Raw genomic sequence first — 19,129 nt, 5'->3', positions numbered from 1 at the left:
CGGCCTAGGAGACGGCCGGTTCGAGGATCTGGATGGTGCCGGCGGCGGCATCGATCTCGGCGCGGACGCCGAATGGGATGCAGAGCTGGTTCGCGACGTGGCCGATGTTGGCGCCGTAGAAGACCGGCACGCCGAGCGGGCCGAAATGATGGTGGAGTAATTGTGGTACGGTGAAGCCGGTGTAGCCGGGGGCACCGCCGGTGCAGCGCGTGCACTGGCCGAACACGATTCCGGCCACCTTGCCGAGGATGCCGGCATAGCTGAGCTGCGTGAGCATCCGGTCGATCCGATATTCGGCCTCGCCCGTCTCCTCGAGGACCAGGATCGCCCCGCTGAAGTCGGGCAGCCAGGACGAGCCGGCCAGAGCGGCAAGCACGCTCAGGTTGCCGCCGATCAGCCGGCCCTGGGCGCGCCCGGGGCGGACTGCAATGGTCTGCCAGCGCGGATCGACCGGCACGGCGGCCTGCGGCTCGCCCGTTCCGGGCGGCAAACCCGCCCCTGGATTGCTCGCCGCTGCGGCGGCGGCCGGGCCCGGTTCGATCGGCGGCGGCGAGGGCAGGGCCATCGGAGCAGGATTGCGGAACAGCGGCGTCTCGGCCGCGAAGGCGAGGCTGGTGAAGCTGCCGGCGGTGATCGGCTGCCAGCTGTTGCCGGCATTGGGACCGTGGATGGTGGCGAAGCCGGCCTTGGCGGCGAAGGCGAGATGCAGGGCGGTGATGTCGCTGTATCCGATCAGCAGCTTGGGATTGGCGGCGATCGTCTTCCAATCGAGGAACGGCAGGATGCGCGCCGATCCCCAGCCGCCATGCACCGCGAAGACGGCGCCCACTTCCTTGTCGGCATACATCCGATTGAGATCGTCGGCGCGGTGGCGGTCACTGCCGGCGAGATAGCCGTAACGCGTCGTGACGTAGCTGCCGACTCTCGGCACCAGCCCCAGGGCCGCGATGTTGGCCTTGATCCACTCGAGCTCCTCGCCGCCGTCGCTGAACATGGCCGGCGCAACCAGGCCGACGACGTCGCCCTGCCGCAGCCGCGGCGGCTTGCCCGCGCCCGCCTTCGCGTCCGAGGCCGCTCTGCCTTTTGCCGCCCCGACGGCCGGCAGCGCCATCAACGCACCCAACGCTCCCACAAGGTTCCGGCGGCTCAGCATCGCGGCCCGCTGTAGCCGGGCGCGGCGACGGGACCAATGCTCGTTTGAACCTGGGACTCAGCGGAGGATGCGGGCGCGACGAGCCGGCCGCTCACGGCAACGAAAAAGGGCCGGCGCTTGCGCACCGGCCCTTCTTTCGGTTGCGATGACCGCAGCGCTTACGCGCCGGCGACCTCGGCGAGATCGACCTTGAGGCCCGGGCCCATCGACGAGCTCACCGCGACCTTGCGGACGTACTTGCCCTTGGCGCCGGTCGGCTTGGCGCGGACGATCGCCTCGACGAAAGCGTCGAAGTTGCGGCGCAGGTCCTCGTTCGAGAAGCTCGCCTTGCCGATGCCCGAGTGGATGATGCCGGCCTTCTCGACTCGGAACTCCACCTGGCCGCCCTTGGCCGCCTTGACGGCCTCGGTGACGTTCGGGGTGACGGTGCCGAGCTTCGGGTTCGGCATCAGGCCCTTGGGACCCAGCACCTTACCGAGGCGGCCGACGATGCCCATCATGTCGGGCGTCGCGATGACGCGGTCGAAATCGATGTTACCGGCCTGGATCGACTCCATCAGGTCCTCGGCCCCGACGACGTCGGCGCCGGCTGCGGTCGCTTCGTCGGCCTTGCCGCCGCGGGCGAAGACGGCGACGCGCACGTCCTTGCCGGTGCCGGCGGGCAGGGTGACGACGCCGCGGACCATCTGGTCGGCGTGGCGCGGATCGACGCCGAGGTTCAGCGCGACCTCGATGGTCTCGTCGAACTTGGCGGTGGCGTTCGCCTTCAGGGTCTCGATCGCCTCGTTGACGCCGTACAGCTTGTCGCGGTCGACGGCGGCGGCGAGGGCCTTCTGCTTCTTGGTCTGCTTAGCCATGGGTTCAGCCCTCCACCACTTCGAGGCCCATCGCGCGGGCGGAGCCTTCGATGATCTTCGTCGCGGCGTCGAGATCGTTCGCGTTCAGATCCTTCATCTTCTGCTCGGCGATGTCGCGCAGCTGGGCGCGGGTCACGCGGCCGGCCGAGGTCTTGCCCGGCTCCTTCGAGCCCGACTTCAGGCCCGCCGCCTTCTTCAGCAGGAAGGTCGCCGGCGGGGTCTTGGTCTCGAAGCTGAACGAGCGGTCGGCGTAGACGGTGATGATCGTCGGGATGGGCATGCCCTTCTCGAGCTCGTTCGTCGACGCGTTGAACGCCTTGCAGAATTCCATGATGTTGACGCCGCGCTGACCCAGGGCCGGGCCGATCGGCGGCGACGGATTGGCGGCGCCCGCGGGCACCTGGAGCTTGATGTAGCCCGTAATCTTCTTTGCCATGTCTCACTCTTTCTCAAGTTTAGCGGTACGAACGGCGGCCCCTGGGGACCGCCTCCCGCGGCGGAATATCCTCTCCCTGGAGGGGAGAGGATACGGAGCCTTGGCGGCAATGCCGCCTAGGCGGAGTTGGTGAGGGTGACACCGTTGACGGATGGTCTCCGCAGCAGGGCCCTCACCCAGCTTCGCCTAAGCTCGCCCAAGAGGCTCGCCAAGGCGAAGCGCCCCACTCCCCTTGAGGGAGAGGGGGATCTTATTTGACGCGCTCGACCTGCTCGAACTCGAGCTCGACCGGGGTGGCGCGGCCGAAGATCGACACGCCGACTTTGACGCGGCCGCGGTCGAAATCGAGCTCTTCCACCAGGCCGTTGAAGCTGGCGAACGGGCCGTCGAGAACCTTGACGCTGTCGCCGATCTCGTAATCGACGTTGACCTTGGTCTTCGGGGCCGCGGCGGCGGCCTCGTCCTTGGTGTTGAGGATGCGCGCGGCCTCGGCTTCCGAGATCGGCTGCGGCTTGCCCGACGAGCCGAGGAAGCCGGTGACCTTCGGCGTATTCTTGACCAGGTGGTAGACGTCGTCGTTCATCGCCAGCTTGGCGAGGACATAGCCCGGGAAGAACTTCCGATCCGAGGTCACCTTCTTGCCGCGGCGGACCTCGGTCACCTTCTCGGTCGGAACCTCGACCGCCTCGACGAGCTGCTCGAGCCCGAGACGCTGCGCCTCCGAGAGGATCGAGTCGCGGACCTTGTTCTCGAAGCCCGAGTAAGCGTGGATGATGTACCAGCGGGACACGTGACTTCCTTAGCTCAGCAGACCGAGGAGCGCCTTGACGATGGCGCTGAAAGCCGAATCGGTGGCGAAGAAGAACACGCCCAGGATCGTGGTCATGATCACGACCATGATCCCGGTCGTCACCGTTTCCTTGCGGGTCGGCCAGACGACCTTCGCCGTCTCGGCTCGGACCTGGCTGAGGAATGCACCCGGACTGACTTTGGCCACCGTTTCGAACCCTCAAAACAACACAAATCAGGCCAAGGATTGATCCGCCTGGCGGACCGTCCTTGACCTTGCTTGACCCCCTGTCCCTTGGTTTCCCTTCAGCCCTCCCGCGCCTTGGCGGGGATGGCAGGAGTGGAGGGACTCGAACCCACGGCCCTCGGTTTTGGAGACCGATGCTCTACCAGCTGAGCTACACTCCTAGGGAGCCAGGGAGAGCCGGGTCCTTAGCCGGGGGCTTTGGGCGGTGCAAGCCCCAAGATGGGAAGGCGCCGCCCCGGGGCAAGGGGCCCGCGCCGGTCAGGAAGCAGGAAGCGTCCAGTGCTGAACGTATTCGTGCTGCGAGGTCATTGGCGCGCCGTCGTCACCACGGGCCGGCCGGACCCGGGCGCGCGAAAAAAGGATGCGACAGGTCGTCGAATCGAGGGTCGGGGAGCCGCTGGAGCGCAGCACGGTGCAGCCGGTTACCCGACCGTTCGTACCGACCACCAGCCGGACGGCGACGTCCCCGCTCTGCTTCGCCTCAAGGGCCTGCAACGGATAATCCCGAGGCGTGAACAGCGCCTCGAGCGGGCGGACAAGGACCGGCGAGGCGCCGGCGCAGCACAAAGCGATCGATACGGACAGGACCATGGAGCACCTCCGGCCGGGATGGTGCCACGGAGGTTGCGACAGGGCCAGCCGGAATGCCGCGGCGAAAGGGGAACGGGCAGCCGCCCCCCTCTCGCGCGCTCAGGCGGCGATGTCGTAGGGCTGGATCTCGCCGGAGAGATAGAGGTTGCGCGCCTTGGCCCGGCTTAGCTTGCCGGAGCTGGTGCGCGGCAGGGTGCGCGGCGGGACGAGCTCGACGACGCAGTTGATGCCGGTGATCGCGCGGACCCGCTCGCGGATCGCGTCGCGCAGCCGGGTGCGTTCGGCGAGGTCCGAGGTGCGGCACTGGACGAGCACCGCCGGCGTCTCCTCGCCGCCCGGCGTGGTGATCGAGAAAGCGGCGATGTCGCCGGCCTTGAAGCCGGGGATCTGCTCGACCGCCCATTCGATGTCCTGCGGCCAGTGGTTGCGGCCGTTGATGATGATCATGTCCTTGGCGCGGCCGACGATGTAGAGATAGCCGTTCGACATGTAGCCCATGTCGCCGGTGTCCAGCCAACCGTCGTCGGTCAGGCAGGCCTCGGTCGCTTCCTGGTCGCGGAAATAGCCGACCATCACCGAGGCGCCCTTGCACCACACCTTGCCGATCGCCCGATCGGCGAGCGGCCGGCCGTCCTCGTCGAGGATCGCGACCTCCATGTCGCGCACCGGCCTGCCGCAATTGACGATCGAGCGATAGCGTTGCGGCCGGTCGCGCTCGGCGCGTCCGCCGCCGGCGAGCAGGGTCTCCTCGACCAGCTCGACAACGATGCCTTCACCCGGCGGCATGATCGACACGGCGAGCGTCGCCTCGGCGAGGCCGTAGCTCGGCAGGAAGCTCTTGGCGTCGAACCCGGCCTCGGCGAAGGCGTCGACGAAGGACTGCATCACGTCCGGCCGGATCATGTCGGCGCCGTTGCCGGCCACCCGCCAGCGCGACAGATCGAAGCGCTCGGAGACCTTGGACTGGCTGCCGATGCGGCGGGCGCAGATGTCGTAGCCGAAGGTCGGCGAGTAGCTGAGGGTGGTGCCGGGGTTGCGGCTGATCAGATCGAGCCAGGCGAGCGGGCGCCGGGCGAAATCCTCGGTCTTGAGATAATCGGTCGAGACCTGGTTGGCGACCGGCGAGAGGAAGCAGCCGACCAGGCCCATGTCGTGATACCAGGGCAGCCAGGAGACGCAGCGGTCGCTCTCCCGCACTTCCATGCCGTGGCTGTGGGCGGCGAGGTTGTTGAGCAGGGCTTCGTGGGTGATGGCGACGCCGTGCGGGAAGCGGGTCGAGCCGCTCGAATATTGCAGATAGGCGATGTCGTCGCTGTCCGCCTGGGGCAGCGCCACGACCGGCGCCTCGCGGCCGGCGAACTCCTCCCAGGCGATGCCCTCGACGCCCACCGCCTCGGCGGCGGCGCCGGCCATCGAGGCGAGCTCGGCCGGGAAGAAGAGGGTGCGCGGATCGGAGCTCTTCAGCTGCACCGAGAGCTGGTCGATATAGGAATCGCGCCCGCCGAACGAGGTCGGCAGCGGCAGCGGCACCGGCCAGGCGCCGGCATAGATGCAGCCGAAGAACAGGGCCGCGAAATCGGGTCCGGTCTCGGCGACCAGGGCGATGCGGTCTTCGGGCCGGACGCCGGCCGCGACCAGCCGATAGGCCGCGGCAAGGGCGTCCTCGCGCAGGTCCCGGAACGGATAGACGCGGGCGAGCTGGCCGCGCGGATCGTGGAAGTTCAGCCCGCGCTGCCCCTTGGCCGCGTAATCAAGGGCGTCGCCGAGCGTCGCGAAATCGGCAAAGCGCCTGGGAAGGTCGTCCGCGGTCGGCGTCGGGGCGAGAATATTCGGTTCAGATGTCTGCATGGTTCCGGTTTTCGGCGGCAAGGGGACTGCGGTCTCGTTCCTCATCAGGGACCCTCATCAAGGGCGCGCGACGGCCCAGCCCCTTTCGGGAGGCAATGGCCGTTCATAATCGGGACCGACTGTGGCACAAACATGGCGCGTGACACGGACCAGCCCCAAAAAGCCCCGGCCTGCCCTCGATGACGAGGGCCTGGAGCGGCTCGCCCTCTTCTATGCCGGGCGCTACGCCACCACCCGGGCCAAGCTTCGTGCCTATCTCGCCCGCAAGCTCGGCGAGCGCGGCTGGTCCGGCAGCGGCACGGCCCCCGTCGAGCGGCTGGTCGAGCGCTTCGCCGAGCTCGGTTATGTCGACGATCGCGCCTTCGCCTCGTCCAAGGCCGCCGCGCTGCTCCGACGGGGCTATGGCGCGCGCCGGGTCGGCGAGGCGCTCCGCGCCGCCGGCATCGAGGCGTCCGATGCGGAGCCCGTCCGCGAGGAGGCGCGGGAGGGTGCGTGGGAGGCGGCGCTGCGCTTCGCGCGGCGCAAGAGGATCGGACCGTTCGCCGCCGGGAGCCCCGATCGCGAGGCGCGGCAGAAGGCGATGGCGGCGATGCTGAGGGCCGGCCACGACATGGATCACGTCCGCCGCATTCTTAACGCTTTGCCCGGGGAAATCCCGGATTTGGACGATATCTGAAAAACACATGTAAACAGTTCACAAGCCGACAAAAGCCGTGATAGTTCTTGTGCGTACTCCAGGTGGATCGAGCGTTCATGACGTCGCGCGGGGAAATGCTGGCGGACGGCTCCGACCCGAACGACGGGCGGAAGGCGGTCGCGCGTCCGGAAGAGGAGGCGCTGCTCAAAGTCACGGGCACGATGAAGTGGTTCGACGCCACGCGCGGCTTCGGCTTCCTGGTGAGCGACGAGGTCAAGGGCGACATCCTCGTCCATTTCAGCGTCCTGAAGGAGCATGACCGCCGCAGCCTCCCCGAGGGCGCCGTGGTCGAATGCCTGGTCGCCGAGCAGGAGAGGGGCCTCCAGGCCCGCAAGGTGCTCTCGATCGATCTCAGCCGCGCCGTCGTCGCCGAGCCGCTGCGCACCGGCGCGGCCACCCGCGAGCGGGTCGACCCGGCGAGCCTGCTCGACGAGGCCGGGGCGTTCGAGCCGGTGCGGGTGAAATGGTTCAACCGGCTGAAGGGCTACGGCTTCCTCAACCGCGAAGACGACGATTCGCAGGACATCTTCGTCCATATGGAGACGGTGCGGCGGGGCGGCCTGCCCGATCTCGCCCCCGATCAGCCGCTGCGCGCCCGCATCGCGAGCGGCCGCAAGGGCCCGCTGGCCGTCGAGGTGGAGCCGAGGTGAGGCCTGCCGCGCTGGTCGCGCCCGCGATTCTCGTCCTCGGTCTCGGCGGCTGCCACGCCCAGCCGACCGCCGACGGCGCCGCGCCGAACGCCGCGGAGCCGGCGACGAAGCCAGCCGCGCAGACCGCTGCGGCGGAACGCACCTCGCCCGTCTCCGGGCTGCCGATCGTCCCGCTCGAGATCCGCAGCGGCGGCCAGGTCCACCGCTTCGACGTCGAGGTGGCGCGCACCGAGCAGGAGCAGGCCTATGGCCTGATGAACCGCCAGACGCTCGGCCCCGGCGAAGGCATGGTGTTTCCTTTCCCCAAGCCGCGGCCGGCCAGCTTCTGGATGAAGAACACGCTGATCCCGCTCGACATGCTGTTCGTCCGCGCCGACGGCACGATCGCCCGCATCGCCACCGCACGTCCGCTCTCGCTCGATCCGGTGCAGGTCGGCGAGCCGGTCGCGGCGGTGCTCGAGATCCCCGGGGGCCGCGCCGCCGAGCTCGGCATTGGCACCGACGCGCGCGTCTCCTGGCCGGGCGGCCCGACGCCCTGATCGCGCTCCGCCGCCGGCCTCGCGCGCAGCGCCGAAACACGGCCGCCGCGGACGATCCCAGACTTGCGCCTGCCCCTCCTTCGGCGCTAGGCGGGCGGCCATGGGTTTCCTGAAGCAGATCTTCACCTGGTGGGACGGCGCGACGATCGGAACGTCGCTGCACGTGCGCCGCAACGGCCGCAAGGTCGGCAGCGACCATCTCGGCAACGTCTATTATGCGGCCAAGAAGGGCGGGCGGCGCTTCGTCATCTACAACGGCCCGAACGACGCCGCGCGTATCCCGCCCGAATGGTACAGCTGGCTTCATCACCAGATCGACGCAGTGCCCGACGAGGCGCTGCCGCCGCCGCCCAAGTTCCTGAAGGAGCCGACCGGCAACCGCACCGGCACGCCGGAGGCCTACAAGCCCTCGGGCGCGCTCGAGCGGGGCGGGCAGCGCCCCGCCGCCAGCGGCGACTATGAGGCGTGGACCCCGGACCAGGCATGAGCCGTCCCGCGCGCTTCCTCGCTCTGGCCGCGGCGCTGGCGCTCGGCGCCTGCGGCGGCCAAAGCGGCGAGCGGCAGAAAGGCGCCCACGCCAACGGATCGGCCGAGGCCGAGCCCCAGACGGTCGACATTCCCCAGACGGTAACGGCGGTCGCGCCGGGCACGACGCCGATGGCACAGCGAGTCGCCGTGCTCGGCCTGCTCAACAAGCGCAACGGGCTGTCGCGGGACCTGAAGCTTCGCCCTGGCCAGGCGATCCGGATCGGCGACGCCACCGTCCGGCTGCGCGCCTGCGAGACCAGCGCTCCGTGGGAGGTGCAGAAGCTGACCGGCGCGTTCGTGCAGCTCGACGTGCGCAACCCGCAAGGCCAGGTGCAGCGGGTCTTCTCCGGCTGGCTCTACAAGGAGACTCCGTCGCTCAACGTCGTCGAGCACCCGATCTACGACGTCTGGCCCAAGAGCTGCGAGATGACGCATCCGGAAGGCGGCGCATCCACGGTTGCGGCCGGATCGGAGAGCAAGCGGTCGAGCGCGCCGAAGTCCGGCACCGCGCCCCGCACCAGGGCGGCCCCCGCGCCGGCCGCGCCCGGCGCCGCGACCCCCGAGGCGCCTCCGGCCGGCGACAGTGCCGAGGCCAACAGCGCCAGATAATCCTTCTGGCTGATCTCTATCGCTCCGAGGCTGCGGAGGTGATCGGTGATGAACTGGCAATCGAGCAGCCGGAACCCGCCGAGCTTGAGCCGGGCGACCAGCCAGGCGAGCGCTACCTTCGAGGCGTCGGTCCGGGTCGAGAACATGCTCTCGCCGAAGAAGGCGGCGCCGAGCCGCACGCCGTAGAGCCCGCCGACCAGCATTCCGTCCTGCCGGCATTCGATCGAATGGGCGAAGCCGAGCTCGTGCAGGGCGACGAAGCTGCGCTCGATCTGATGGTTGATCCAGGTCTCCTCGCGCGCCGCGCAGAGCCGGATCACCTCCTCGAACGCCGTGTCGCGGGTGACCTCGAAGACGTCGGCGCGCAGCGTCTTGCGCAGCGAGCGCGACAGGCGGAAGCCGTCGAGCGGCAGGATGGCCCGCTTGCGCGGCTCGACCCAGAAGATGTCGTCCGCCTCGCGACTGTCCGACATTGGGAAGACGCCAATCGCATAGGCGCGCAGCAGCAGGTCGGGATCGATCAGCGCCATGGCTTCCGATTGGGCAAGCCGCGCGCCGAGGTCAACTCCGGCGGTCCTGCCTTCAGAGGATCTCGCGCACCCGGTCCTGCGGACGGCAGAGGCGCACGCCTTTTTCGGTCTCGACGATCGGCCGCTCGATCAGGATCGGGTTCTCGGCCATGGCATTGAGGATCGCCTGGTCGCTGACCGCGCCCGAGACGAGGTCGAGATCCTCGGCGAGGCTCTCCTTGGCGCGCAGGCCCTCGCGCGGGCTGATCCCGGCCTGCCGGTACAGCCGGCGCAGCTCGTCGGCCGACGGCGGGCTCTTGAGATAGTCGACGATGGTGACGTCGGCACCCTCCTGCTCGAGGATCTCCAGCGTCTTGCGCGACGTGCCGCAGCGCGGATTATGGTAGATGGTCGCTTTCATCGGGTCACCTGATCGGGGCCGGGGCGCGGACGCCCCGGCGACGTGAACGTGCGGATCAGCGGGCGAGTTTCTCGCCGGCCTCGGCCTTGCCTGCGAGCAGCTCGGAGATGGTGAAGTCGCTTCCCAGCCGCGGCTGCTGCCGCTTCAGGCCTTCGACGATCTTCGGCAGCCCCTCGGTGTCGGCCCAGAACATCGGGCCGCCACGGTAGACCGGCCAGCCGTAGCCGTAGACCCAGACGACGTCGATGTCGCTCGCCCGCTGGGCCATGCCTTCCTCGAGGATCTTCGCGCCTTCGTTGACCATCGTGTAGAGCGTGCGCTCGACGATCTCCTGGTCGCTGATCTCGCGCGCGGTCACGCCTGCATTGGCGCGAAAACCGTCGATGATCTCCTGCACCTTGGGGCTCGGCGAGGGCCGCCGCCTGTCGTCATAATCGTAAAAGCCGGCGCCCTTCTTCTGGCCCCAGCGGTCGATCGCGCAGAGCGCGTCGCGGATGTTCTCGATGCGGTTGGGATCGCGGTGCCAGCCGATGTCGACGCCGGCGAGATCGGCCATCTGGAACGGCCCCATCGGCATGCCGAACTCGACATGGACGCGGTCGATCTGCTCGGGCGTCGCGCCCTCGAGGAGCAGCTGCATCGCCTGGGTCTGGCGCGGGATCAGCATCCGGTTGCCGATGAAGCCGTAGCAGACGCCTGCGACGACCGCGACCTTGCGGATCTTCTTGGCGAGACCCATCGCCGTCACCAGCACGTCCGGCGCGGTGTTCGCGCCGCGGACGATCTCAAGCAGCTTCATGATGTTGGCGGGCGAGAAGAAGTGGAGCCCGAGCACGTCCTGCGGCCGGGAGGTCGAGGCCGCGATCTCGTCCACGTTGAGATAGGAGGTGTTGGAGGCGAGGATCGCGCCCGGCTTGGCGATGCGATCGAGCTTGCCGAACACCTCCTTCTTGACGTCCATATTCTCGAACACCGCCTCGATGATCAGGTCGCAGTCGGAGAGATCGTCGAGGCTGAGGCTGGGGGTGAGCAGGCCCATCGCCTGGTCGACCTGCTCGGCGCTCATCCGGCCCTTGGCCGCGGTCGCCTCGTAGTTCTTGCGCATCACGCCGGTGCCGCGGTCGAGCGCCTCCTGCTGCTGCTCGACGATCGTCACCGGGATGCCGGCGCTGAGGAAGTTCATCGAGATGCCGCCGCCCATCGTCCCGGCGCCGATCACGCCGACCTTGCGGATGTCTCGCGCGCGCGTCTCCTCCGGCAGGCCGTCGATCTTCGCCGCCTTCCGCTCGGCGAAGAAGAAATATTGCTGCGCCTTGGCCTGGGTGCCGCTCATCAGCTGCATGAACAGCTGCCGCTCGGTCTGCACGCCCTCGGCATAAGGCTTGGCGACCGCCGCCTCGATCGCCTTGATGTTCGCCTCGGGCGCATCGAAGCCGCGAAACTTGCGGGCCTGCGCCTTGCGGAACTCGTCGAACAGGCCGGGATTGGCGCGCGCCTCGTCGATCCTGTCGTCGCGCTCGCTGGTCTTCGGGATCGGCCGGACGTCACGCACCTCTTCGGCGAAGGCGACGGCGTGCTGCTCGAGATCGCCCTCGATAAGCCGATCGACGAGGCCGACCTCATAGGCCTCTTTCGCCCCGATCGGGCTGCCGCTGGTCGCCATCTCCAGCGCCTTCTGCACGCCGGCGGCGCGGGGCAGGCGCTGGGTGCCGCCGGCGCCGGGCAGCAGGCCCAGCTTCACCTCGGGGACGCCGAGCTTCGCCGACGGGACGGCGACGCGATAGTGGCTGGCGAGCGCGACCTCGAGGCCGCCGCCGAAGGCGGTGCCGTGGATCGCGGCGACTACCGGCTTGGTGCAGGCCTCGATCCGATCGACCACCATCGGCAGCATCGGCATCTGCATCGCCTTGCCGAATTCGGTGATGTCGGCACCGGCGAAGAAGGTGTTGCCGGCGCAGATGATCACGACAGCCTTCACCGCCTCGTCGGCATCGGCCTGATCGATCGCTGCGACCAGGCCTTCGCGGACGGCATGGCCGAGGGCGTTCACCGGCGGATTGTTCGAAGTGACGATGAGGACGTCGCCGTGGCGGCGGGTGCTGATCGGGCTCATGTATGTCTCCGTGGGTCAGAAGGCCGTGCGGCCATATTCCTGTTGGTTGAACGGGTGCGAGATGGAGAGGCCGCCGTCGACGACCAAAGCGTGGCCGTTGACGTAGCTCGATTCGTCGGAGGCGAGGAACAAGGCAGCGCCGGCGATCTCCTCCGGCTCGCCGCCGCGCTTCAGCGGGTTGAGGTGGCCGAGCCGGTCTTCCTTGCCGGAGGCGCGCGCCCAATCGTAGATCGGCTTGGTCATGCCGGTCTCGATCAGGCCGGGACAGATGGCGTTGACCCTGATGTCGGCGGCGGCGAGCTGGGTGGCGGCGACCTTGACCAGGTTGATCACGCCGGCCTTGGAGGCCGAATAGGCCGGGCCGCCGGCGCCGGCCCGGATGCCGGCGACCGAGGCGGTGCAGATGATCGAGCCCTTGCCGCGCTCCTTCATCGCGGGCGCCGCGTGCTTGATGGCGAGGAAAGGCCCGATCAGGTTGACGCGCAGGATCTCCTGCCAGTCCTCGGCGCTCTGCTCGAAGATCGAGGCCAGGCCGCCCGAGATGCCGGCATTGGCGAAGAAGACGTCGAGCCCGCCGAAGCGCTGCAGCGCCGCCTGGACGAGATCCTGGACATCCTCGTCGCTGCCGGCGTCGGCCTGGATCGCGATCGCCGCCTCGCCGATCTCCGCGGCGGTCTCGTCATGGCCCTTGAGGTCGGCACAGATCAGCCGCGCGCCCTGCTCGGCGAACAGCCGCGCGCTGGCCCGGCCGATGCCGGAGCCGGCCCCGGTGACGATCGCGATCTTCCCCTCGAGTCTCATTGCCAGCCTCCGCGTTAGAGCCCCACGCCGGTGGTCGAGCCGCCGTCGACGACGATCGCCTGGCCGGTGACGAAGGTCGAGGCCGGGCTGGCCAGGAAGACGGCGGCGCCGGCGATCTCGTGCGGCTCGCCGATCCGCTGCAGCGGCGTGTGCATCGTCACCGCGGCGAGCGTCTGCGGATTCTCCCAGAGAGCGCGGGCAAAGTCGGTGCGGATCAGGCCGGGCGCGATGCAGTTCACCCGCACCTGGTGCGGCCCGAACTCGGCGGCGAGGTTGCGCGCCAGCTGGAAGTCGGCCGCCTTGGAGACGTTGTAGGCGCCGATCACGGTCGAGGCCTTGAGGCCGCCGATCGAGGAGACGATGATGATCGAGCCCTCGCGCCGTTCGATCATCTCCGGCGCGACCATCTGGATCAGCCAGTGGTTGGCGATGACATTGTTCTCCAGGATCTTGCGGAACATCTCGTCCGAGATGCCGCCCATCGGCCCGTAATAGGGATTGGACGCGGCGTTGCAGACCAGCACGTCGATCCGCCCGAGCTGCGCCCGGGTCTCGTCGACCAGCGTCTGCAGCGCCTCCTTGGACGAGATGTTGGCGGGAACGACGATCGCTCGTCCGAGGCCGTGCCGGCCGTTGATGGCGTCGGCGACCTCCTGGCAGGCCTCGGCCTTGCGGCTCGAGACGACGACGGTGGCGCCGTGCTCGGCCATCGCCTCGGCGATCGCCCGGCCGATGCCGCGCGACGAGCCGGTGATCACGGCCACCTTCCCGCTCAGATCGAACGAATTCATCTGATTTCCCTCTTCATCCGAACCTCTCGTCATCCCGGCGAAGGCCGGGATCTCCTGGAGATTGGCCGCGGCGCCTATCCGATCCGAGATCCCGGCTTCCGCCGGGATGACGGGTGGGAGTCAGCCCCGCGACGCGTGCTTCGCGAACTCGATCCTCGCGATCGCCCGATTGTGCACCTCGTCCGGCCCGTCGGCGAGGCGCAGGGTGCGGATCCCCGCCCAGCTCTTCGCCAGCTCGAAATCCTGGCTGACGCCGGCGCCGCCATGGGCCTGGACAGCATCGTCGATGATCCTCAGCGCCATGTTCGGCGCCTGGACCTTGATCATCGCGATCTCCGCCTGCGCGGCCTTGTTGCCGGCCTTGTCCATCAGGTCGGCCGCCTTGAGGCAGAGCAGGCGCGACATGTCGATGTCGATCCGGGCGCGGGCGACGCGCTGCTCCCAGATCGAATGCTCGGCAAGGCGCTTGCCGAACGCGACGCGCGACTGGAGGCGGCGGACCATGGCGGCGAGCGCCTCTTCGGCCGCGCCGATCGTGCGCATGCAATGGTGGATGCGACCCGGCCCCAGCCGGCCCTGGGCGATCTCGAAGCCGCGGCCTTCGCCGAGCAGCATGTTCGAGGCGGGGATGCGCACGTTGTCCAGCACGATCTCCATGTGGCCGTGCGGCGCATCGTCATAGCCGTAGACGGTGAGCGCCCGCTCGATCGTCACGCCGGCCGCGTCGAGCGGCATCAGCACCATCGACTGCTGGCGATGGCGATCGGCCGTGCGATCGGTCTTGCCCATCACGATCGCCACCTTGCAGCGCGGATCGCCGGCGCCGCTCGACCACCATTTGCGGCCGTTCAGCACATATTCGTCGCCCTCGCGCCTTATGTCGCACTCGATGTTGGTGGCGTCGGACGAGGCGACCGCCGGCTCGGTCATCAAAAAGGCGGAACGGATCTCGCCGTCCATCAGGGGCCGCAGCCATTGCTCCTTCTGCTCCCTCGTGCCGTAGCGGTGGAGCACCTCCATGTTGCCGGTGTCGGGAGCGGAGCAGTTGAACACCTCGGAGGACCAGCCGACCCGCCCCATCTCCTCGGCGCAAAGCGCATATTCGAGGTTGGTGAGCTGCGTGCCTTCGAAGGCGAAGCTCTCGTCGACATGGGCGAGGGCCCGGCCGGGCGGCATGAACAGATTCCACAGGCCGGCTTCCCGGGCGAGGGGCTTCAGCTCCTCGATCACCTGGATCGGCTGCCAGCGATCGCCGGCCGCGAGCTGGGCCTTGTAGTCGTCGCCGCGCGGCCGAATCACGGTCTCGACGAAGTCGCGAACGCGGTCGCGGTAAAAAGCCTGCCGTTCCGTAAGGTCAAAGTCCATGACGGCCGTTTTCCTCGCTCTCCTGCCTCTCCCGGTGCTGCCAGAAACGGCGGATTCGCGCCAGAGCCGGGCTCTTGCCGGAGCGGTGCCGCGAGTGTCATGACGGCCGCAAAGGGGAGCGGCAATGCGGGCGTCGGGTGGGGCGGTGAGCGAGCATTTCGACGTGCTGATCGTCGGGGCGGGCCTCTCCGGCATCGACGCTGCCTATCGCCTGCAGGAGCGGTGTCCGGACAAGGGCTATGCGATCTTCGAGGGCCGCGACGCGATGGGCGGGACCTGGGACCTGTTCCGCTATCCGGGCGTCCGCTCGGACAGCGACATCTACACGCTCGGCTTTCCGTTCCGGCCGTGGCGCGGCGACCGGGCGATCGTCGACGGCGCTTCGATCCGCGCCTATGTCGAGGAGACCGCCCGCGAATTCGGGATCAGCGAGCGGATCCACTTCGGACACAGAGTCATCCGCGCCGACTGGTCCTCCGCCGACGCGCGATGGACCGTGGAGGCCGAGGCGGACGGCGCCGTCCGCCGCTTCACCTGCGGCTTCCTTTATCTGTGCACCGGCTATTACGATTACGACCGGGGCTTCCGTCCGCGCTGGCCGGGGGAGGAGGCGTTCGCCGGGCGGATCGTCCACCCGCAATTCTGGCCCGACGATCTCGACCATGACGGCAGGAGAGTGGCGGTGATCGGCAGCGGCGCGACCGCGGTGACCCTGGTGCCGGCCATGGCCGCGCAGGCGGCGCATGTCGCGATGGTGCAGCGCTCACCGACCTACGTCGTCTCGCGCCCGGCCCGCGATCCGCTCGCCGCGCGGGCCGCACGGTGGCTGCCGGCGCCGCTCGCCGAGAAGCTGGTGCGCTGGAAGAACGTGCTGCTGGGCCTCGGCTTCTTCGGCTTCGCCCGGCATCGCCCGGAGACGGTGCGGCGCCTGATCCTGCAGGGCGTGCGCAAGGAACTGGGCCCGGACTATCCGATCGAGCGGGATTTCGCGCCGTCCTACCGGCCGTGGGACCAGCGGCTGTGCCTGGTTCCGGACGGTGACCTGTTCGCGGCGATCCGCAGCGGCCGCGCCGCGGTGGTCACCGGCGAGATCGACAGCTTCACCCGCAACGGCCTCAGGATGCGCTCGGGCGAGGAGATCGAGGCCGACATCGTGGTCACCGCCACCGGCCTGGTTGTCAAATTGTTCGGGGGCATGACGCTCGCCGTCAACGGTGTTCCGGTCGATCCGGCGGATCGGCTGGTCTACAAGGGCATGATGCTGAGCGACGTGCCGAACCTCGCGCTCGCCTTCGGCTATACCAACGCCTCCTGGACGCTGAAATGCGACCTCACCGCCCGGACGGTGTGCCGGCTGCTCAAGCACATGGACCGGCACGGCCATGCCGCCTGCACACCGCGGCTGCGCGATCCCGGTGCGCCGCGCCGCCCCCTGCTCGATTTCACTTCCGGCTACGTGCGCCGCGCCGCCGCCATCCTTCCGGCGCAGGGGCAGCGGGCGCCCTGGCGGGTCCACCAGAACTATTTGCTCGATCTCGCGGCGATGCGATTGCGGCCGGTCGCCGACGAGGCGATGGTGTTCGAGACTCGCGCGGCGGCGCCGCCGGAGAGTTGACGACCGCTGCGCCGCCCGGCATTTACGTTTACGTAAAGGAGAGGCGCGCGTGGAGCTGGAAGACTTCAGGGCCGAGACTCGGGACTGGCTCGAGACGAACTGTCCGCCCGAGATGCGCGAGCCGGTGCGCGACGAGAGCGACCTGTGCTGGGGCGGCCGCAACGCGACCTTCAAGAACGAGGCCCAGCGCCGCTGGCTCGAGATGATGGCCGAGCGCGGCTGGACGGTGCCCGACTGGCCGAGGGCCTATGGCGGCGGCGGGCTCTCGCCCGCCGAGACCAAGATCCTGCGCCAGGAGATGGCGCGGATCGGCGCCCGCAACCCGCTCTACAGCTTCGGAATCTCGATGCTCGGTCCGGCGCTGCTCAAATACGGCACCGAGGCGCAGAAGACGCGCTTCCTGACCGAGATCGCCCGCGGCGAGATCCGCTGGTGCCAGGGCTATTCGGAGCCCAACGCCGGCTCCGACCTCGCCTCGCTTCAGACAAGGGCGGAGGACAGAGGCGATCACTGGCTGGTCAAGGGCCAGAAGGTCTGGACCTCCTACGCCGACAAGGCCGACTGGATCTTCTGCCTGGTGCGCACCGATCCGGCCGCGCCCAAGCACAAGGGGATCAGCTTCCTCCTGTTCGACATGGCGACGCCCGGCGTCTCGACGAAACCGATCCTGCTGATCTCCGGCTATTCGCCGTTCTGCGAGACCTTCTTCGACGACGTGGCAGTGCCGAAGGATCAGGTGGTCGGCGAGATCAACAAGGGCTGGGACGTCGCCAAATATCTGCTCGGTCACGAGCGCGAGATGATCAGCGGCATGGGCGTGGGCGCCGGCTCGGACGGAACGCTCGGTCCGGCACTCGCCGACACGATCGGCCGGGACGGAGAGGGGCGGATCGCCGATCCGTTCCTGCGCGCCGACATCGCCCGTTTCGATGTCGACGCGCTCGCCTTCTCGGCCATGTCGGAGCGTTTCATCGACGAGCTGAAGGCGGGCCAGGCGCATCCGGCCCAGCCCTCGATGATGAAATATGCCGGCACCGAGCTCAACAAGCGCCGCCACGAGATCGTCATGGCCGCCGGCGGCGCCGACGCGCTCGAATGGGAGAGCGAGCGCAGCCGCGGCGGCAAGCGCCCCCGTGAATGGCTGCGCACCAAGGCCAATTCGATCGAGGGCGGTACCAGCGAGATCCAGCTCGGCATCGTCGCGAAGCGGATCCTGGAGCTGCCCGGATCATGAACGTTCCTTTCCCCTTCAGGGGAGAGGTTGGGAGAGGGGGAGTCAGAGCCCCCATGGACGAACTCGGAGAGGCTCTCACTGCCCCTCTCCCCAACCAGTTTGGGGGCCGTTCTGTCCCCCGGACAGAACCAAAAGGCCCCAAACTCCCCTGAAGGGGAGAGGGGGAATTGAGGACCCAATGCCACTGACCCTCACCGACGACCAGGCGATGCTGCGCGAGACCGCGCGCGCGTTCATGGCCGAGGAAGGCGCGATCGCGACGCAATATCGCAAGTATCGCGACATGAACTGCAAGGACGGATTCGGCCATGCCCTCTGGCGCCAGTTCGGCGAGATGGGCTTCACCGCCATCCTCGTCGACGAAGCCGATGGCGGGCTCGGGCTCGGCCATGTCGAGGCGGGCCTGGTACTCGAGGAGATCGGGCGCAACCTTACGCCCTCACCCTTCCTGATCACCGCCGTCGCCGCGGTCGAGGCGCTGCGCGGCACGCCGCAGCGCAGCCGCTGGCTGCCCGGCATGCTGGCGGGCGAGACGGTGGCGGCGCTGGCGGTCGACGAGGGGCCGAAGCACCGGCCGGAATCGATTGCGATGCGGGCCGAGCGCTCGGGCAACGGCTTCCGCCTGTCCGGCGCCAAGCAGTTCGTCGTGCAGGGCGCCTCCGCCGACGTCTTCATCGTCGCGGCGCAGGCCGACGAAGGCACGACGGTGTTCGCGGTCGAGAAGGCGGCAGCGGGCCTCGAGGTCGAGGGCGTGCGCCTCGCCGATGCCAGCATCGGCGCGCGGCTCACCTTCGACGCTGTCGAGGTCGACGGCGATGCGGTGCTCGGGGAGGTGGGGCAGGGGGAGGCGATCCTCTCCCGCGTGCTCGCCGCGGCCCGGGCGGGCGCCGCGGCGGAGATGATCGGCGTCGCGTCCGGTGCGATGGCGATGACCGTCGACTATCTCAAGCAGCGCAAGCAGTTCGGCCGGCCGATCGGCGAATTCCAGGCGCTGCAGCATCGCGCCGCCCATCTCTACTCCGAGCTGGAGATCGCCCGCGCCGCGGTGCTGAAGGCCCAGCAATTGCTCGACGCCGGCGACGCGGCGGCGGAGGTGATGGTGTCGGTCGCCAAGACCAAGGCCGGCCTGGTCTCGACGCTCGCCGCCCAGGAGGGCGTGCAGATGCACGGCGGCATCGGCATGACCGACGAATATGACATCGGCCTCTACATGAAGCGCGACCGGGTGCTGAACGAGCTGTTCGGCGACGCGAACTACCACGCAGACCGCGTCGCAAGGTTGCGGGGGTATTGAACATCTCCCCTCCCGCTCGCGGGAGGGGATAAAGGGGTGGGG

General features: G+C 68.8%; 20 protein-coding genes, 1 tRNA gene and 1 pseudogene. 8 read left to right on the top strand and 14 right to left on the bottom strand.

All coding sequences use genetic code 11. The features are described from left to right. Positions 1 to 4: 4 nt before the first annotated feature. The 8 genes from E2493_RS08955 to E2493_RS08920 form a co-directional block, all read right to left on the bottom strand. On the bottom strand, positions 5 to 1,111 hold the full coding sequence (locus E2493_RS08955; protein WP_225421269.1) for a S66 peptidase family protein: 1,107 nt from the start codon (positions 1,109 to 1,111) through the stop codon (positions 5 to 7). A gap of 200 nt (positions 1,112 to 1,311) precedes the next feature. Then, positions 1,312 to 2,010, bottom strand: a complete 699-nt coding sequence (gene rplA, locus E2493_RS08950; RefSeq protein ID WP_135085885.1) for a 50S ribosomal protein L1 — start codon at positions 2,008 to 2,010, stop codon at positions 1,312 to 1,314. Between the two features lie 4 nt (positions 2,011 to 2,014). After that, on the bottom strand, positions 2,015 to 2,446 hold the full coding sequence (gene rplK, locus E2493_RS08945) for a 50S ribosomal protein L11 (RefSeq protein ID WP_135085883.1): 432 nt from the start codon (positions 2,444 to 2,446) through the stop codon (positions 2,015 to 2,017). Between the two features lie 250 nt (positions 2,447 to 2,696). Further along, a complete protein-coding gene (nusG, locus tag E2493_RS08940) occupies positions 2,697 to 3,236 on the bottom strand; it encodes a transcription termination/antitermination protein NusG (RefSeq protein WP_135085881.1) in 540 nt (179 codons plus the stop codon). 9 nt (positions 3,237 to 3,245) lie between these two features. After that, on the bottom strand, positions 3,246 to 3,443 hold the full coding sequence (gene secE / locus E2493_RS08935; protein ID WP_135085879.1) for a preprotein translocase subunit SecE: 198 nt from the start codon (positions 3,441 to 3,443) through the stop codon (positions 3,246 to 3,248). A 124-nt stretch (positions 3,444 to 3,567) separates the two neighbouring features. Then, a tRNA-Trp gene (locus E2493_RS08930) sits at positions 3,568 to 3,643 on the bottom strand. Between the two features lie 97 nt (positions 3,644 to 3,740). Beyond that, positions 3,741 to 4,073 carry an energy transducer TonB gene (locus E2493_RS08925; protein ID WP_135085877.1) on the bottom strand — a complete coding sequence of 111 codons (333 nt, stop codon included), beginning with the start codon at positions 4,071 to 4,073 and terminating at the stop codon, positions 3,741 to 3,743. Between the two features lie 99 nt (positions 4,074 to 4,172). After that, the gene (locus E2493_RS08920) at positions 4,173 to 5,921 is read right to left on the bottom strand and encodes a fatty acyl-AMP ligase (RefSeq protein WP_135085875.1); all 1,749 of its coding nucleotides are present in this window, start codon (positions 5,919 to 5,921) and stop codon (positions 4,173 to 4,175) included. A gap of 139 nt (positions 5,922 to 6,060) precedes the next feature. Between E2493_RS08920 and E2493_RS08915 the strand changes: the two genes are divergently transcribed. The 5 genes and pseudogenes from E2493_RS08915 to E2493_RS08895 all read left to right on the top strand — a co-directional run. Continuing rightward, positions 6,061 to 6,597 (top strand): regulatory protein RecX, encoded by a 537-nt coding sequence (locus E2493_RS08915; protein ID WP_135085873.1) that lies wholly within the window; start codon positions 6,061 to 6,063, stop codon positions 6,595 to 6,597. A 77-nt stretch (positions 6,598 to 6,674) separates the two neighbouring features. Beyond that, positions 6,675 to 7,268 (top strand): cold-shock protein, encoded by a 594-nt coding sequence (locus E2493_RS08910; RefSeq protein WP_225421267.1) that lies wholly within the window; start codon positions 6,675 to 6,677, stop codon positions 7,266 to 7,268. Next, positions 7,265 to 7,807: a DUF192 domain-containing protein gene (locus E2493_RS08905; protein ID WP_135085871.1), complete on the top strand. Its 543-nt coding sequence runs from the start codon at positions 7,265 to 7,267 to the stop codon at positions 7,805 to 7,807. The genes E2493_RS08910 and E2493_RS08905 overlap by 4 nt, the downstream gene beginning before the upstream one ends. 100 nt (positions 7,808 to 7,907) lie before the next feature. After that, positions 7,908 to 8,294, top strand: coding sequence for an NADH:ubiquinone oxidoreductase subunit NDUFA12 (locus E2493_RS08900; protein WP_135085869.1), 387 nt, complete (start codon positions 7,908 to 7,910; stop codon positions 8,292 to 8,294). After that, positions 8,291 to 8,698: pseudogene (locus E2493_RS08895) on the top strand (DUF2155 domain-containing protein); the annotation flags it as partial. The gene E2493_RS08900 and the pseudogene E2493_RS08895, both read left to right, overlap by 4 nt. 35 nt (positions 8,699 to 8,733) lie before the next feature. Here E2493_RS08895 and aat read toward each other — a convergent pair. From aat to E2493_RS08865, 6 genes are all read right to left on the bottom strand, one after another. Next, positions 8,734 to 9,474, bottom strand: a complete 741-nt coding sequence (gene aat, locus E2493_RS08890) for a leucyl/phenylalanyl-tRNA--protein transferase (protein ID WP_135085867.1) — start codon at positions 9,472 to 9,474, stop codon at positions 8,734 to 8,736. A gap of 52 nt (positions 9,475 to 9,526) precedes the next feature. Continuing rightward, the gene (gene arsC, locus E2493_RS08885) at positions 9,527 to 9,874 is read right to left on the bottom strand and encodes an arsenate reductase (glutaredoxin) (RefSeq protein ID WP_135085865.1); all 348 of its coding nucleotides are present in this window, start codon (positions 9,872 to 9,874) and stop codon (positions 9,527 to 9,529) included. A gap of 55 nt (positions 9,875 to 9,929) precedes the next feature. Then, a complete protein-coding gene (locus E2493_RS08880) occupies positions 9,930 to 11,987 on the bottom strand; it encodes a 3-hydroxyacyl-CoA dehydrogenase NAD-binding domain-containing protein (RefSeq protein ID WP_135085863.1) in 2,058 nt (685 codons plus the stop codon). A gap of 15 nt (positions 11,988 to 12,002) precedes the next feature. After that, positions 12,003 to 12,794, bottom strand: coding sequence for an SDR family NAD(P)-dependent oxidoreductase (locus E2493_RS08875; RefSeq protein ID WP_404828306.1), 792 nt, complete (start codon positions 12,792 to 12,794; stop codon positions 12,003 to 12,005). An 8-nt stretch (positions 12,795 to 12,802) separates the two neighbouring features. Continuing rightward, on the bottom strand, positions 12,803 to 13,579 hold the full coding sequence (locus E2493_RS08870) for an SDR family NAD(P)-dependent oxidoreductase (protein WP_135085859.1): 777 nt from the start codon (positions 13,577 to 13,579) through the stop codon (positions 12,803 to 12,805). Positions 13,580 to 13,699: 120 nt separating this feature from the next. Next, positions 13,700 to 14,944 carry an acyl-CoA dehydrogenase family protein gene (locus E2493_RS08865; RefSeq protein WP_135085857.1) on the bottom strand — a complete coding sequence of 415 codons (1,245 nt, stop codon included), beginning with the start codon at positions 14,942 to 14,944 and terminating at the stop codon, positions 13,700 to 13,702. Positions 14,945 to 15,068: 124 nt separating this feature from the next. On the opposite strand from E2493_RS08865, the gene E2493_RS08860 reads away from it, so the two are divergent. From E2493_RS08860 to E2493_RS08850, 3 genes are all read left to right on the top strand, one after another. Further along, entirely contained in the window at positions 15,069 to 16,559 is a 1,491-nt protein-coding gene (locus E2493_RS08860; protein WP_135085855.1) for a flavin-containing monooxygenase, read from the top strand. Between the two features lie 112 nt (positions 16,560 to 16,671). After that, positions 16,672 to 17,793, top strand: coding sequence for an acyl-CoA dehydrogenase family protein (locus E2493_RS08855; protein ID WP_404828305.1), 1,122 nt, complete (start codon positions 16,672 to 16,674; stop codon positions 17,791 to 17,793). A gap of 178 nt (positions 17,794 to 17,971) precedes the next feature. After that, positions 17,972 to 19,087, top strand: coding sequence for an acyl-CoA dehydrogenase family protein (locus E2493_RS08850; RefSeq protein WP_135085853.1), 1,116 nt, complete (start codon positions 17,972 to 17,974; stop codon positions 19,085 to 19,087). Positions 19,088 to 19,129 lie beyond the last annotated feature (42 nt).

The organism is Sphingomonas parva (ex Maeng et al. 2020) (genome assembly GCF_004564275.1).
Taxonomy (GTDB): Bacteria; Pseudomonadota; Alphaproteobacteria; order Sphingomonadales; family Sphingomonadaceae; genus Allosphingosinicella; species Allosphingosinicella parva.
The sequence above is the reverse complement of the archived record's forward strand: the minus strand, read 5'-3'. Positions and strand labels throughout refer to the sequence as shown.

Bases quoted from the DNA above. Each gene is read 5' to 3' on its own strand.
- rplA (WP_135085885.1), bottom strand. From the start codon at position 2,010: ATGGCTAAGCAGACCAAGAAGCAGAAGGCCCTCGCCGCCGCCGTCGAC.
- arsC (WP_135085865.1), bottom strand. From the start codon at position 9,874: ATGAAAGCGACCATCTACCATAATCCGCGCTGCGGCACGTCGCGCAAG.
- E2493_RS08920 (WP_135085875.1), bottom strand. From the start codon at position 5,921: ATGCAGACATCTGAACCGAATATTCTCGCCCCGACGCCGACCGCGGAC.
- E2493_RS08900 (WP_135085869.1), top strand. From the start codon at position 7,908: ATGGGTTTCCTGAAGCAGATCTTCACCTGGTGGGACGGCGCGACGATC.
- E2493_RS08850 (WP_135085853.1), top strand. From the start codon at position 17,972: ATGCCACTGACCCTCACCGACGACCAGGCGATGCTGCGCGAGACCGCG.
- E2493_RS08955 (WP_225421269.1), bottom strand. From the start codon at position 1,111: ATGGCGCTGCCGGCCGTCGGGGCGGCAAAAGGCAGAGCGGCCTCGGAC.
- E2493_RS08910 (WP_225421267.1), top strand. From the start codon at position 6,675: ATGACGTCGCGCGGGGAAATGCTGGCGGACGGCTCCGACCCGAACGAC.
- E2493_RS08880 (WP_135085863.1), bottom strand. From the start codon at position 11,987: ATGAGCCCGATCAGCACCCGCCGCCACGGCGACGTCCTCATCGTCACT.
- E2493_RS08870 (WP_135085859.1), bottom strand. From the start codon at position 13,579: ATGAATTCGTTCGATCTGAGCGGGAAGGTGGCCGTGATCACCGGCTCG.
- E2493_RS08865 (WP_135085857.1), bottom strand. From the start codon at position 14,944: ATGGACTTTGACCTTACGGAACGGCAGGCTTTTTACCGCGACCGCGTT.
- E2493_RS08855 (WP_404828305.1), top strand. From the start codon at position 16,672: ATGCGCGAGCCGGTGCGCGACGAGAGCGACCTGTGCTGGGGCGGCCGC.
- E2493_RS08925 (WP_135085877.1), bottom strand. From the start codon at position 4,073: ATGGTCCTGTCCGTATCGATCGCTTTGTGCTGCGCCGGCGCCTCGCCG.
- E2493_RS08860 (WP_135085855.1), top strand. From the start codon at position 15,069: ATGCGGGCGTCGGGTGGGGCGGTGAGCGAGCATTTCGACGTGCTGATC.
- aat (WP_135085867.1), bottom strand. From the start codon at position 9,474: ATGGCGCTGATCGATCCCGACCTGCTGCTGCGCGCCTATGCGATTGGC.
- rplK (WP_135085883.1), bottom strand. From the start codon at position 2,446: ATGGCAAAGAAGATTACGGGCTACATCAAGCTCCAGGTGCCCGCGGGC.